Consider the following 15,318-nt stretch of genomic DNA (forward strand, 5'->3'; position numbering starts at 1 on the left):
CAATTATAATAAAGCGACCCTTAGAGTTACTTACATGGGTTCTGAAAGAAACCATGCTAGACGAAAAACACCTTTATCAACATTCTTTTAAAACATAGCCTTATTTTATTATTCTTACCTAACTATCCATGGAAATAACCAGTTCTTGATGAAACTACTACAAAAGGCACTTCTGAATCATTCTTTTTAACATATGCCTGATATAAATCATCCTGTAAAGGCTCTAATTTTGTAACATCTTCCCCGTATGCGTCCTTTAAATCTTTTTTAAATAGATCCTGCCAGTTGCTAGGAACGGGTGCATTTAAAGTAATATATTTAGCAAAGCTTTCCACATCATTAGTATTGCCTCCATTGGCTGCATATTTCTTATATAAACTATTGACATCAACTTGATCTAAGAATGTTTTACTCCAATTATATTTTTCTGCTGATGGTTTAGCTTCTTGACCATTAATTATATAATCCTTAACTTTTTCAGCAATATTTTGCGTTGAATCAGTTTTAGCTTTGCCCTCAGAACCTTGAGCAGAATTTTGGCTTGGAGTATTATTTGATACAGTTTTATCAGCACTTGCATTATCGTTAGAAGTTTCCGTTTTCTCTTGCGAATTGCTGTCCTGATTTTGTGCAGAAACCTGAGTTTGCTTGTTGCTCTCACTTACACTGTTTGTACTCTTGGAATTATTCAACGAACAAGCTGTTAAGAAAATTGCAAAAAATAGTATAGAAATTTTTATTTTTTTCATAATACATCATTCCAATATTTAATATAATATGAATATGATAACACAATAATAAGAAATTCTCAGCAAATAAAATATTGATTAACCTCTTACAGAATAATCCTGAATATTATTTTCTATGGCAAAAATCGCTGCATGCACTCTATCCTCCACATTTATTTTTCTAAAAATATTTGTGGCATAGTTTTTCACTGTTTTCTCTGATAGATAAAGCTGTTCTCCTATTTCCTTGTTGCTAAATCCCTCAGATATTTTAAACAGCACTTCAAGTTCCCGCCTTGACAAATTGTCAAATCTGCTTGCATCCTTTTTATTTTTAACTTTTACATTAGAAAATAGTAGTGACACTAGTGATTTATCAATATATTTTTCTTCCTCCTTCACTACTCTGATGGCATTTACAATTTCGGTTCCCGCTGAATCCTTAAGAATATATCCGTCAGCTCCAAAATTTATTGCTTCAATAATAGTTTTTCTGTCATTTTCAACAGTAAGCATTATAACCTTGATATTTTCTTTATTTGCTTTTATATATTTAAGCACATCAATCCCACCTACAATGGGCATGTTGCAATCCAGCAGTGCTACATCCACAGCTTCTTTGCTTAAAAGTCTTATAGCCTTCTCACCGTTTTCAGCTTCACAAATAATTTTCATATCCTTCTCAAAGGAGATAATGCTTTTTAGCCCCTGTCTTATTATTTCATGATCATCAGCAATTAATATTCTAACTTCTTGGTTTTTCATTCTTAATCACCTCTCTGTTAACAGGGAGCTTAATTATATAGGTGGTGCCTTTGCCTTCCTGGGAGCGAATTTTTATATCTCCCTGAAGCTGCTTTACCCTGTCAATGATTCCTATCAATCCATAAGATGTTCCCTTTTCCTTTACCTGTCTTAAAGTTTTATTCACGTCAAAGCCTTGACCATTATCACTTATTATAAGCATCAAATATTGATTTCCAAAGTATAATTTAATTTCTGCATTATCAGCTTTAGAGTGCTTAATTATATTATTCAATATTTCTTGAATTATTCTATATAATGCCACTTGGATTATATGGTCTATATCTATCTCTGCAGGGTTTAAATTAAGTTTAACTGCTATAAGTGATTCTTCAGTGATAGAATTCACCATTTGTTTTATACTTTCCACAGGGCCTAATTCTTCTAATGAAACAGGCCTAAGATTAAAAATAATTCTTCTAACTTCCTTAAGAGCCGCCTTCACGCTTTCTTTTAGCTCATCTAATTCCTTAATTCCTTCAGATACATCTTTCTTGATTATTATTTTACATATATCAACTTTCATGACTGCATTAGCCATATTCTGAGCAGGACCATCATGAATATCTCTGGCAATTCTTTCTCTTTCACTCTCCTGAGCCTCTAATATTTTCATTGCCATAGTAATATTTGAATTTTTCTCTGCTTCATCCAAGGCTGAAAGTATACCATCTTGAAGATAATTCATAGCTATGCTTATCTGATTAATTATTTTTTCTCCACGTTCAACATTATTCATAGCTTTTTTTAGACTCATTTCAAGGCCGTCTCTTTGCTTTCTAAGAAGCCTTTCCTCATTTTGCTTTGTTAGAAAGCGAGTTCTTATATCAGAGGCCTTCTCATAAGCTTCCTTAATATCTTTTTCTGTATACTTTTTTAAATTTGATGAGATCTCCGCTAATAGCTTCCTTTTGGATTTGTCTAGGCGTTCTAATTCATCAACTTCCTCAATAATTTTTGAAATATCATTTTTTAATCTCTGCATTTGAAGCTTTAAGTTCTCTACTTCTCTATTTATATTTTCAACTATATCAAATACCTGCTGTCTGCTGCTTTCTATTGCATTTAACACATTTTTGATTATCCCGTTAATATCATTGGCATCTAAATCCATATTTTCATCACCTTGTTAAGTGCAGCTTTTCTTCATCATTAGTATGCCTACTTACTTAATTTTAATTAATAGTTTTTATAGGCTTATTTTAAATTTATCAACTTCCTCCATCATAACCTTAGCCATATTATCAAGCTGCTGAGAAGTAGCAGCAACTCTTTCTGCGGAGCACATAAGTTTTTCTGAGGAAGTAACAATTTCTTGAGAAGATGCTGATATTTCCTCCGGTACAGCGGATGTTTGCTCAATTTTCTGGAGAATGCTATTTTTTTCGGCATTTATGCTTATAGCAGAATTATTTATAGCCTTAATCTTTGGCCCATTTTCATTTAAAGCACCAATTATATTTCTGAAAGATTCCATTGTTGTATCTGCTACTTTTATTTGATTACTCAATTCACTATTCATATTATCAGTAGTCTTTATCATAGAATCCTCATCCTTCGCTTAAAATTCTATTGTATTTTAATTATACAGAATTAATAATTAATAATGAATATTATTTAACATATACTATCACAAACAAAAGATGGTTTTTTCTCAGTTAAAAACCATCTTTATTATATATTATCTTATAGAGGATATTATTTTATGGTTTGTTTTAACCCATAGCCAATTCTATAAATACAATTTAGTCTCAATTCTTCTATCATATTCTGACCAGTTGCCTGGCTCTGTTTTATCTTTTATTTGAGCAATTTTATTCATATTGGCATCTATGGAATCCGCATAATTTAATATGAAGGATTCCTCCATATTCATTTCCCTTGGCGAACCGAACTCATATTTACCATGATGCTGAGCAATGCATCCCTTTATTCTGTGAACAAAATCATCCGTATAAATTCTTGGATTTTCTCTTATGGCTTTATCCACCATTTCAATGCCTATAACTATATGTCCTTCCATTTCACCCCTGATGCTGTACTTAAAAGGTCCATCATAGCTATATTCATAAATTTTCCCTATATCATGAAGCTTCGCAGCAAGCACTGCTAATTCCGTTCTTCTGCACTCATATTTTTCACAAAGCATAGCAGTCAATTCCATCACATTCAAGGTATGTTCTGCCAGCCCTCCTAAATAATTATGATGCATTGACACACCACCTATTCCTTTTTGAAACCTCTCTATAAACTCCTCATCTTTAAAGAAATAATCGTTTAAGCTTCTGCATTCTCTTGAAATAATATATTTATTTGTAGATGCTTCCAAAGCCCTCATTATCTCGGAAATAGGAGTTTTTACTGCTGGAAGATAATCCGAAAGCTCATATTCAGATATAAATTTATAGTGTCTTACCTCTAAAGTTCCGCCTTTTGTACCTTCTATCTTTAATACTCTTCCTTCTTTAATGTCACCGGCTTTAGTTGGGATTGTAGCCTTTATATCTCCGCTTCTATCTGCTAATATGCACACAATCTTATCATTATCCTTAAACAATACCTTCATAACCATCAAGGCTATGCTAACATCACTGCCGTTTTTTATATCACATAAATACACCTCTTTGTTCTTCATAATTTTCCTCCCATTTATGCATTTCAAATCACTGCTTTATTATATGCAAAAAAATATTTTTAAGTTTTTTATATGCTTATATTTATTTTTTCCATAAAAATTGGGCAAAACTGATCAATATTAGTTTTGCCCCAATCATATAAATAGTAATTAATTGGTAATTTTAAATATACTACGCAAAGTGACAAGCTACTTGATGTTCTTCCGAAATTTTTCTGAACTCCGGAATTTCATTTCTGCATTTATCAGAAGCATATTGACACCTAGTATGAAATCTGCATCCCGTTGGAGGATTAGCTGGATTGGGAATGTCTCCTTGAAGAATTATTCTATTCCTTTTTAAGGTGGGGTCTGGAATTGGTACTGCAGATAACAAAGCCTTTGTATATGGATGAAGTGGATTTTTGAAAAGTTCATCCCTAGAGGCCATTTCTACAATTACTCCTAAATACATGATTGCTATTCTAGAACACAGGTGCTCTACCACACTTAAATCATGAGAAATGAATAAATATGCTGCCCCTCTCTCCTTTTGTAAATCACTAAAAAGATTAATTATTTGAGCTTGTATGGATACATCTAAAGCTGACACAGGTTCATCAGCTACTACAAATTCAGGGTTTAAAGCCATAGCTCTTGCTATAACAATACGCTGTCTCTGCCCCCCTGAAAATTCATGCGGATATCTATCAATATAGCGAGTAGAAAGTCCACATAAAGTTACAATCTCCTCCACCTTCCTATAAACAGTATCTTTAGTTGCCAAGCCATGCTCCAAAAGAGGCTCTCCTATGGCATCGCATATTCTTACTCTCGGATTCAAAGAGCTGTATGGATCCTGAAATATATACTGCATCCTAGTGCGAATCCTCTTCAATTCTTTTTTTCTTAAAGCATGTATATCAATATTGTCAAACAAAACTTCTCCTGAGGTTTTCTCATTCATCCTTAAGATAGTCTGTCCTACCGTTGTCTTACCGCTGCCGGATTCCCCTACTAATCCAAAGGCTTCTCCTCTGCTTATGTTAAAGCTTACTCCATCAACAGCCTTAACATATTCCCCCGATTTTCCAAACAAGCTATTGTTATTAGCAAAATATTTCTTTAACTGTGTTACTTTTAAAAGTTCTTCACTCATCTGTTCCTCCTTGTCCATAAAGCCAGCAAGCTACCTTATGATTTTCTGAAACTGAAGTATATACTGGCTGCTTTCGCCTGCATACTTCCATACAGCTTTCACATCTGTCGCTGAAATAACATGAATCCGTAAGCTCAGATAGATCTGGCACCTGTCCTTTTATAGAATAAAGTCTTTCTTTTCGCTTTCCGATAATTGGCTTAGATTTCAACAATCCCTTGGTGTATGGATGTTTAGGGTTCTGAAATAATTCCACCACAGGAGCCTCTTCTATTATCTTTCCCGCATACATTACTATAACGTAATCCGCCATCTCAGCTACCACGCCTAAATCATGAGTAATAAATAATATGGACATTCCTTCTTCACTTTTTATCTGCCTCAGTATATCTAAAATCTGAGCCTGAATAGTTACGTCTAAGGCAGTAGTAGGTTCATCCGCAATTAAAAGCTTAGGTTCACAGCTCAATGCTATAGCTATCATTATTCTTTGAAGCATTCCACCACTTAATTGATGTGGATAAGAATCCATAATTTCTTCCGCTCTAGGAAGTCCTACCTTTTTAATCAAATTAACAGCTTTTTCATAGGCCTCTTTTTTGCTTAACAAGCTGTGCTCTAATATAGTTTCTATCATCTGCTTTCCAATGGTAAACACAGGGTTTAGAGAAGTCATAGGTTCCTGAAATATCATGGCTATATCTTTTCCCCTGAGATTCTGTATATCTTTTACATTCATCTTCAATATATCCTTGCCATTGAAAATTATCCTTCCATCCACTATTCTTCCAGGCTCAGATATAAGCTTCATTATTGAAAGAGAGGTGACACTTTTACCACATCCCGATTCGCCCACTATGGATACTATTTCTCCTCTCTTTACTGAAAAGCTGACATCATCCACTGCTTTACTCATATCTCCATCAGCATAAAAATATGTTTTTAAATTTTCAACACTAATTACCCTTTCTTCCATATTTATCTTCCTTTCATCTTAGGATCCAAAGCATCCCTTACTGCATCTCCTAATATATTTATAGCAATTACTGTTAAAAGTATGGCAACTCCAGGTGGAACCCAGAGCCAAGGTCTCTTTTGAAAGTCCATTAGGTTATTTGCAGCACTTATCATATTTCCCCAGGATGGAGTCGGCGGAATGACGCCCAAACCAAGAAAGCTTAAGGAAGATTCACTTAATATGCCGCTGGCAGTACTAAGGGTAGCTACCACTATCAAAAGAGGAAACACATTAGGAAGAAGATGGTTCAAGATTTTTCTCTTATCGCTTAAGCCTAAAACATCTGCTGCCTTCATGTAGTTCTGCTCCCTTAGTGATAATATTTGTCCTCTTACAAGCCTTGCAAGTCCTGGCCATCCAACAAAGCTTAACATTAGCATAACTATATATAATCTATAATCCGTGGGAACCTTTAATTCTGACAATAATGCTGCAATTATTATAAGCAGCGGAAGCCCTGGTATGGACATCAATATATCTGCAATTCTCATAATTATTCCATCAACAATTCCGCCATAATACCCAGATACAGCCCCTAAAAGAGTTCCAAGTATCAAAGAAAGTATCATGGATACAATTCCCACAGTAAGAGATATTCTTCCTGCTAGCATCAGCCTTGTTAATACATCTCTTCCATAATCATCTGTTCCTAAAAGATGGCTTATACTAGGTGCTTGTTTTATCATACTTACATCTACATTATCTGAAAGATATGGTGAAAATATGGGACCTATGAAGCTGAATAATATCATAAATATTAAAAACGCAGCGCTTACTATTGCAATTTTATTTTTGGTCAATCTATGAAAAGATTCATACCATATAGATTTTGATTTTTTAGTTGCTGAAATCGAATTATTAATTTTTCTTACAAACACTTGCTTCCGTCCTCCTTTATCTAAGCCTTATTCTCGGATCTGCTACCGCATATAAAATATCCGCTATAAAATTTCCAAGAATAGTTAAAAAAGAAAGCAGCATGGTTAAGGTCATCAGTACAGGATAATCTCTAAAGTTTAGAGCTTCCAGCTGTATTCTTCCAATTCCCGGCCAATTAAATATCTGTTCTGTTATTATTGCACCAGAAAAAAGTCCTGGAAGTTCAAAGGCCAGCAGCGTTATAGCCGGAATTATAGCATTTCTTAGGGCATGCTTAAAAATAACAGTTCTTTCCTTAAGTCCCTTAGCTCTTGCTGTCCGTACGAAATCCATCTTCAGAACATCTAACATTCCAGTCCTAAAGTACCTAGTAAGAGAGCCTACGCTCAAAAAGGTAAGTATGAACACCGGTAGTATCATATGCCTTACCACCTCTAACACATAAGCTAATCCCGTGGCATTACTGCCCGTATCAATCATTCCGCCTATTGGTAAAATTCTCAAATCTACGCCAAAAATTTTTATTAAAAGCAGTCCTATGAAAAAAGATGGAATAGATAGAGATGCAAATACTCCAAATGTAACAATTTTATCAAAAAAAGAATACTGCTTTGTAGCAGAGAAAATTCCTATTACTAATGCAATTGTCCATGTAAAAAACAAGGTAACAATAGCAATAATGAAAGAATTCCATATATATTGATTGATTAATGAAGTTACTGACTGCAAATATTTTAATGAGAAGCCGAAGTTTCCATGAAACACATTTTTTAGCCAAATAAAATATCTGATTATTATAGGTTTATTCAATCCATAAAGATTTCTTAACTCCTGAGCCCTTTGTGGAGTCAATTTTCGATTAGACGAAATATAATCACCTGGCATTAATGCAAAAAGATAAAAAATGATTATGGATATAGCTAAAAGCATGGGGATCATCTGTAAAAATCTACGCAATACATATTTTCTCATATATATCCTCCCAGAAATGTCTAGCACAACTTAATATGCTAGACATCTTTATTTCCTTTAAATATATAATTTTTATTTTTGAATCTTTAACTTAGAAAGATTAGTGGAAGATATCCCTGCAAAATTATCATTTTCTATCCCCTTGATTCTGCCGTTCCAAGCTGATACGCCTTTTCTATAATCTAATAATATTACTGGAGGATCATTGCTGAATTCCTGATAAATTTTCTTATATATTTCTTTTCTCTTTGATATATCTGTAGTGCTTACCCCTTCTTTTATCAGTTCATCTATTTTAGCATTAGAATATCCTGAAACATTCTGCCCTTCTGGTGCTTGAGAAGAGAATTCTGCTACTGAATCATTAGGATCCACTAATCCAGATGTACGAACGCCTACTAAATCATAGTCTCCGCTATTTAATTTGGAAAACATGGTATTTGAATCCATTACTTCCGCTTCAAAATCTATTCCTATTGCCTTATAATCTTCTTTTGCAACTGGTATAGTCTGATCTGTGTTTTTAGATGTTAGATATGAAAGCTTTAGTTTCTTTCCATCTTTTTCTCTTATTCCATCTGAACCCACCTTCCAGCCTGCATCGTCCAATAATTTCTTGGCTTTATTAGGGTCAAATTTATATTGGTTAACTCCATCCTCAGTGTAAGACCAAATCATTGGTGCTGTAGGTACATTTGCTACTTCTCCATAGCCGTTATACTTTACATCAATGATCTTCTGACGATCTAATCCATATATAAGTGCCTGTCTAACAGCCTTATCTTTTAAGTATGATTTTTTATTATTTATATATATAAACCCATAATCAGGTATGGTACGAATTCTAATATTAGCAAAACCTAAGCCCTTTAATTCATCTATAGTGTCTTTATCAGTGCTGAAACCATCCATATCTGTTTCACCAGTTTGAAATAGCTGGAGAGCTGTATCTTTGCTTGTAACTTTAAAAATGAGATTTTCTATATTAGGCTTTCCACCATAATAATTCTCATTAGCTACATATCTTACTTCTTGTCCTGTAACATACTTATCTAATTTATATGGTCCTGAACCCAATGGCTTTGAATATAGGTCTTTTAAGTAGTCTAATTTTCCTCGCTTATAATCTTTTCCATAGTAGGCTTTTGAAAGTACTTGGCCGCCAAGCAAAGTAAGACTTAATGGATTAACCTTTTCAGTAGTTATCTTTATAGTATTATCATCTACAACTTTTATTCCTTCAATAGAGTCAGCTTTTCCCTTCTTATAGTCCTCAGCACCTTTTATAGCAGCTTGAGAGATATCTACATATCCCGAGTATGCTGGATCATCTAAAATAGTTAAGGTAAATGCCACATCATTCGCAGTAAGTGGTGAACCATCACTAAACTTTAAATTTTTTCTTAAGTGATAAGTATAAGTAAGATTATCAGAAGATATCTCCCACTTCTCTGCTAAATCTGCAACTGGATTTCCTTTTTCATCAGTGGCTACAAGAGATGCAAAAATAGGATCTATAGCATTTCCATCCCATCCATTGTCATAAAAATATGGAACAAATACTCCCCCTGGTTCTGATATGGTTGCTACAAAGGTATTCTGTCTGTTGCTATCTTTCACAGGATTTTTGCTTGGGTCATTAGCAGTATAATATTCATCCTTTATGTTGGACACCTTTGTAGGATTGCTTGTCTTTTTATCCTTGGTGCTGCCACTACAGCCAGATAGCAATAGCATGGAACTTAAAGCTATAACTACTGCATTAATAATTTTCTTTTTCATTGATATTCCCCCTTTTTATAACATATCCATAAAGGCCATAATTAATTCCAACTAAGCCTATATGTTTTGTCAAACTTTATTTTAAATCCAAACTTTACCAGAGTCAATTATATGACATACATCAATTTGCAATTTGTAAATTTGTCACAAATCAATTATAAAAAAGGATATAATCAATAAAAAAACTATTATTATTAATTGCAATCCTAAATTATTAACAGTATTTTCTTTTATTTTCATTAATTTCTTTACATAAAAATAAAGCAGCTAATATTTTAAATTAACCGCTTTCATAAATACTTTTTGCACTATAAACCTTACTATCTAAATTCAAGCTTCCTCATCTTATTCATAACTGCAGCTGCTATTGAAAATATGAGACAAAATAAAGCAAGCATTATCATAGGATTTACTGTACCTGCTGCACCTTTTTCTAAATATTTCACGGACTCTATTATCCACCTGTTAGGAGTTATATTACTTAAGGCTTGAAGCCCCTTCGGCATCCTATCATAAATTATGAAAGTACCTCCCACCAAAGACAATACTAAGCTTATAGCACCTGCAAACATATTGGCATAAAGTTCTTTTTTAAATATACTTGCTATAAAGGTTCCAAAGGTAGTCATTAAAAGAGTTAAAAGTAAGGCATAGGCTAGCAAGGTGAGTGAGGACATTCCAAAATCCATACCTAGTATGAAAGTGAAGATAATTGCGATAAGCAGCTGCATATAGGTAAACGCATAATTATATAGAACATTGCCAAGAATATATTTAAAGCCTTTATTAGGCGAATACATAAAGCGATTAAAGGTATTCTCTTCTCTATCCTTTATCATTATGGCAGCATTTACTACTGCACTTATAAGCAACACTGTTGCTAGAAAGGATATTACTCTTTCTGCCTTTGAAAGTGTCTGTCCCTGAAGTTTTGCAATAGTGCTCTCCATATCTATAGGCTTATCACTTACTAAATAAGAGCTTACTAAACCCTTAAGCATATCATTTGTGCTAGAATCCTTAACATTATAAAATTTAAAATATTTTCCTATGTCTGTTATAGCACTTTTATCAAAATCTCTATTTATAAATATTACTCCGTCATACTTACCTAAAATAGTTTCCGTCTTTATAAATTTATCTTCTGCAATTTTAACTTTAACTCCTTTCGTATTTTCCAAAAGCGATACAAGCTTATCTGAAGCCTGAGAATTTACATTTTTCACTACTCCTATATTTATTGAAGGACTGCTGGAGTAGTTAACTACCATAGCTAAAATTATAGTAACCACTGGTACCAATAAACTTATTAAGAACTTTTTCTTATCACTGAGCACCCTTTTAAAATTTGAAAGAAATATTATGCCTATAACCCTCATTATAAGAACGCCTCCTTTTTAAATGAAACTACGGATAATACAGAAAATATAGTTCCAAGTATTAAACTGACTATTATCGAATATATAAGTATGTTATAATTACTGTCATAAATCCCTGATATGATACCTTTATTTATCCAAGTAAAGGGAGAAATATAAGAAAGCTTTTCAAAGGTATCTCCCAAGGAGCCTACTGGGAAAAACACTCCTCCTAAAAGTCCTAAAATGCTTATAGGTATATTGAGTATACCCTTTATGGTGCTAAAGTTTTTTATGCATATTCCTAAATATATGCCTATAGCTGATGCCATAAAGCCTTCTGTAAAAAACATTAGAATTATTGGCAGAGTACCTGCTTGAAAATTAACTCCTGATAAAATTCTCAAGATTAATAAGTTCAGTAAATTGCATACTAAAATAACTATTGAACAGGATAAAATTTTAGATAAAACTATTGAACTATGGTCTATGGGAGCAATTACAAACCTGTAAGAGGTCTTATGAAAATTCTCATCTTTAGCCACATAGGCTACTGTAATAATACTGGTAAGAATATAAAATGGAAGCAATACTATAGTATAGTAATCCATTGAATTTATGCTGGAATCACCCTTAAAAAAATTTGTGGCAAGATAGGCTAAAAGCAGTATTTGAATTATGGGTGCTGCCACATTGTAAACAATAATAAAAAAGTCCTTTTTTCTTCTATTAAGTCCATAACTCATTAAATTTAAAAAACCATTCATTTGAATTTCCCCCTAATCTCTTAATTCTTTTCCTGTAAGCTGAAGGAATATATCCTCTAAATTGTCCTTTGAGTATTTGCTCTTAAGCTTCTCTTTGGTACCTTCTTCGATAATAGTTCCTTCGTCCATTATGATTAGGTTTGTACATATATGCTCCACCTCTTCCATGTAATGTGAGGTATAGATAATAGTGGCTCCCCTTTTGTTTAATTCTTTTACTGTCTCCAAAATATTATTTCTAGATTGAGGATCTATTCCTACTGTTGGTTCGTCCATTATTAAAAGCTTTGGCTTATGAGCTATGGAGCAGGCAATATTAAGTCTTCGTTTCATACCTCCTGAAAATTGAGTTGGAAGCTCCTTTCTTCTATCCCATAGTCCTACAAAATTTAATGCCTCCTCCACATTATTCTTTAACTCCTTTCCTTTTATGCCATACAAGCTGCAGAAAAACTTAACATTTTCATAAGCGGACAAATCATTGAAAACCGCCATATCCTGAGGTACAACTCCTAAGTTCTGCTTTAGATATTTTTCATTCTTTTTAACCTCTCTATCATAAAAAAACATATTTCCCTTGTCATAATCAATCACAGTAGCAATCATATTTATGCTGGTGCTTTTTCCTGCTCCATTAGGCCCAAGAAAGCCTAAAATCTCACCTTCTCTCACATTGAAGCTTATCCCTTTTACTGCTTTTCTCTCTCCATAATTCTTTTCAATTTCTTTTACCTGTAAAATATATTTCATTTCAAACTCTCCTCAATATTATATATTCTATTTATAATATCCAACATTGGATATTATCATTTTATAAAAGTGGCCTTAGCCACTAGTATGTTTATTTACTTTTTAATAGTTTTATCAACTGTTCTATCTTTTCATTAGTGCTGTTTGGATCTCTAATTATATCATCTGCCAAGCTATGAATCTTTTTAGCCTTACATTTGCTATCCATATCATATTGAACATCATCTAAATTATCAAAGTCTATGTTATATATTAATTTTTCCACAGCATCAGAAAATTTAATTAGTTCCTCAACTTCTTCTATAAGAGCTTCATGCCACTTTATCTGATACTCTAAATTCCCTATTACCACATCAAAATGCATGGACTCAGCCTTTAGTGTGGTTTCAAGAACTTTTATTCTTTTTCCCTGCTCCCACCATGCTTTTTTCTCTTCTAAGGTTTTAATATGCTCTTTTACTATAGGCACTATCTCTACTTTAGTTAATCTATTAAACATTATATATATGAGGAATTTATCTGACTCCACAGCATTTATAGGTGCAGCCAGCTCTTCCTTTAGGCTTCTTACTAATTCTTCTCTTCCTTTGTCATTTATAGCATATATTTTTCTTATCCTAGCACCATTTCTTTCTTCCTTAAGTGTATAGATAAAGCCATCCTTCTCTAGCTTATTCAGTGCATAATATATGGAGCCAGACTGTATACGCGCCCATTTATCCATACCGTTTATTTCAATAAATCTTTGTATATTATAGCCGTGAGTAGGCCTTACACTTAAGAAATATAATATTAGTGCTCTTATCATAAAAGTTTTCTCCTTTATATCCAACGTTGAGTATATTTAAAATATATACCCAATGTTGGATAATGTCAATATTTTCTTTTTTGCCTCTGTTCTAAATCATATTTCTACCTTTTTATAATTGGAAAGGCTATGACATCTCTTATGGAATTTGACTCCGTGATAAACATTATTAATCTATCTATTCCCACGCCTAGTCCTCCAGTTGGCGGCATAGCATTATCTATAGCTACAGCAAACTCTTCATCCATCGGACTAGCTGTCTCAAGGCCAGCTCTCAGCTTTGAAGCCTGGTCATGAAGAAGTATTCTCTGCCTTAAAGGATCATTAAGCTCTGAATAGGCATTCCCAAGCTCAACTCCATATGCATAGGGCTCAAACCTTTCTATAAGTTCTGGATTGTCTCTATGAAGTTTACACAAAGGTGAAGACTCTTTAGGGAAATCTATTACAAAGGTTGGCTGTATTAATTTTTTTTCAGAATAAGTCTCGAATAAATTTAATATAAGCTCACCTTTGGAGCATTCATCGATATCTAGTCCCTCCTTCTCCATATCTGATAACAAACCCTTGCTTTTTATTGAAATGGCTATTTCTTCTTTGGTAAGACTATCTACATCAATTTCAGTATCCTTTTTAACCAAATCACACATTTTTTCTCTTCTCCAAGGTGCTTTGAAATCTATCTCTTCATTACCATATTTAATTTTTGTGCTTCCATTGACTTTTGTAAAAGAATATTCATATATATTTTCCATTAGCTGCATCATATCTTTATAGTCTGCATAAGAGGCATAGCACTCAAGAAGTGTAAATTCAGGGTAATGAGTTCTATCTATCCCTTCATTTCTAAAGGATCTGGAAAAGGTATAAACTCTTTCAATCCCGCCAACTACCATTCTTTTTAAATATAACTCCGGTGATACATTCATATAGACAGTACAGTCTAAATCATTTAAGAAGGTAGTGAAAGGTTTTGCCTCTCCGCCGCCATATTTAGTATCCAGTACAGGAGTATCTACCTCTATAAAATTCATGCTGTTTAAATATTCTCTTATAGCTGTTATAGCTCTTGAACGTTTAATAAATCTTTCCTTAACCTCTTCGTTCATTATCATATCCAAAGATCTATGTCTCTGCCTTAAATCCATATCTTGAATACCATGATATTTTTCAGGAAGGGTTCTAATGGATTTTGATAGCAATTCAAATTTCATAGCCCTTATAGTTATCTCTTCCGTCTGAGTTTTAAAAACCTTCCCTTCTACTCCTAAGATATCTCCTGGGTCAACTAATTTCAAAACTTTATAGCTTTCCGCTCCTATAATTTTTTTACTGAAGAACACTTGTATATTTCCTTTTTCATCCACAATATTGGCGAAGGTAGCATTTCCCATTCTTCTTATAAGCATGACCCTTCCTGCTAAAATGAGCTGCTCTTCTTCTCCTATATTTTCAAAATTATCCTGTATATCCTTGCTGTGAGCTGTAGGCTTGTAGTTATAAGGATAAGGATTTACTCCCAATTCGTATAGTTTATTAAGCTTTTTAACTCTTTCCGCCGTAAAATCATTAGCATCTGTCATTATATTTTGTAAATTCTCTGCATTTTCAAATTCTTCATACATGTTAGTTACCACTCCTATATTTTATTTGGACTCTGATATAAATTCAGCCATTTT

Annotated in this window: 15 protein-coding genes; all 15 read right to left on the minus strand. The window is 33.3% G+C overall.

Features of this window, described 5'->3' with window-relative positions; genetic code table 11:
• Positions 1-122: 122 nt before the first annotated feature.
• Complete coding sequence (locus IAI10_RS09685) at positions 123-749, minus strand: hypothetical protein (protein WP_315673107.1); 627 nt, start codon at positions 747-749, stop codon at positions 123-125.
• A gap of 78 nt (positions 750-827) precedes the next feature.
• Positions 828-1,493 (minus strand): response regulator transcription factor, encoded by a 666-nt coding sequence (locus tag IAI10_RS09690; protein ID WP_315673108.1) that lies wholly within the window; start codon positions 1,491-1,493, stop codon positions 828-830.
• On the minus strand, positions 1,474-2,646 hold the full coding sequence (locus IAI10_RS09695; protein ID WP_315673109.1) for a sensor histidine kinase: 1,173 nt from the start codon (positions 2,644-2,646) through the stop codon (positions 1,474-1,476). The genes IAI10_RS09690 and IAI10_RS09695 overlap by 20 nt, the downstream gene beginning before the upstream one ends.
• Before the next feature lie 75 nt (positions 2,647-2,721).
• Positions 2,722-3,075 carry a hypothetical protein gene (locus tag IAI10_RS09700; protein ID WP_315673110.1) on the minus strand — a complete coding sequence of 118 codons (354 nt, stop codon included), beginning with the start codon at positions 3,073-3,075 and terminating at the stop codon, positions 2,722-2,724.
• 189 nt (positions 3,076-3,264) lie between these two features.
• Positions 3,265-4,167: a 3'-5' exoribonuclease YhaM family protein gene (locus IAI10_RS09705; protein ID WP_315673111.1), complete on the minus strand. Its 903-nt coding sequence runs from the start codon at positions 4,165-4,167 to the stop codon at positions 3,265-3,267.
• Positions 4,168-4,339: 172 nt separating this feature from the next.
• Positions 4,340-5,305 (minus strand): ABC transporter ATP-binding protein, encoded by a 966-nt coding sequence (locus tag IAI10_RS09710; protein WP_315673112.1) that lies wholly within the window; start codon positions 5,303-5,305, stop codon positions 4,340-4,342.
• Entirely contained in the window at positions 5,298-6,281 is a 984-nt protein-coding gene (locus IAI10_RS09715) for an ABC transporter ATP-binding protein (protein ID WP_315673113.1), read from the minus strand. The genes IAI10_RS09710 and IAI10_RS09715 overlap by 8 nt, the downstream gene beginning before the upstream one ends.
• 2 nt (positions 6,282-6,283) lie before the next feature.
• Complete coding sequence (opp4C, locus tag IAI10_RS09720) at positions 6,284-7,201, minus strand: oligopeptide ABC transporter permease (RefSeq protein WP_315673114.1); 918 nt, start codon at positions 7,199-7,201, stop codon at positions 6,284-6,286.
• Between the two features lie 16 nt (positions 7,202-7,217).
• Positions 7,218-8,174, minus strand: coding sequence for an ABC transporter permease (locus IAI10_RS09725; RefSeq protein ID WP_315673115.1), 957 nt, complete (start codon positions 8,172-8,174; stop codon positions 7,218-7,220).
• A gap of 72 nt (positions 8,175-8,246) precedes the next feature.
• The gene (locus tag IAI10_RS09730) at positions 8,247-9,956 is read right to left on the minus strand and encodes an ABC transporter substrate-binding protein (RefSeq protein WP_315673116.1); all 1,710 of its coding nucleotides are present in this window, start codon (positions 9,954-9,956) and stop codon (positions 8,247-8,249) included.
• A 320-nt stretch (positions 9,957-10,276) separates the two neighbouring features.
• The gene (locus tag IAI10_RS09735) at positions 10,277-11,335 is read right to left on the minus strand and encodes an ABC transporter permease (protein WP_315673117.1); all 1,059 of its coding nucleotides are present in this window, start codon (positions 11,333-11,335) and stop codon (positions 10,277-10,279) included.
• On the minus strand, positions 11,335-12,081 hold the full coding sequence (locus tag IAI10_RS09740; RefSeq protein ID WP_315673118.1) for an ABC transporter permease: 747 nt from the start codon (positions 12,079-12,081) through the stop codon (positions 11,335-11,337). Before IAI10_RS09740 ends, IAI10_RS09735 begins: the two co-directional genes overlap by 1 nt.
• Positions 12,082-12,093: 12 nt before the next feature.
• Positions 12,094-12,831 carry an ABC transporter ATP-binding protein gene (locus IAI10_RS09745; RefSeq protein WP_315673119.1) on the minus strand — a complete coding sequence of 246 codons (738 nt, stop codon included), beginning with the start codon at positions 12,829-12,831 and terminating at the stop codon, positions 12,094-12,096.
• Positions 12,832-12,922: 91 nt separating this feature from the next.
• Complete coding sequence (locus IAI10_RS09750; protein WP_315673120.1) at positions 12,923-13,639, minus strand: PadR family transcriptional regulator; 717 nt, start codon at positions 13,637-13,639, stop codon at positions 12,923-12,925.
• Positions 13,640-13,743: 104 nt separating this feature from the next.
• On the minus strand, positions 13,744-15,264 hold the full coding sequence (gene lysS, locus IAI10_RS09755) for a lysine--tRNA ligase (RefSeq protein ID WP_315673121.1): 1,521 nt from the start codon (positions 15,262-15,264) through the stop codon (positions 13,744-13,746).
• Between the last annotated feature and the right edge of the window lie 54 nt (positions 15,265-15,318).

The organism is Clostridium sp. 19966, assembly GCF_032335695.1.
In the GTDB taxonomy this organism is placed as follows: Bacteria; Bacillota; Clostridia; order Clostridiales; family Clostridiaceae; genus JACTOJ01.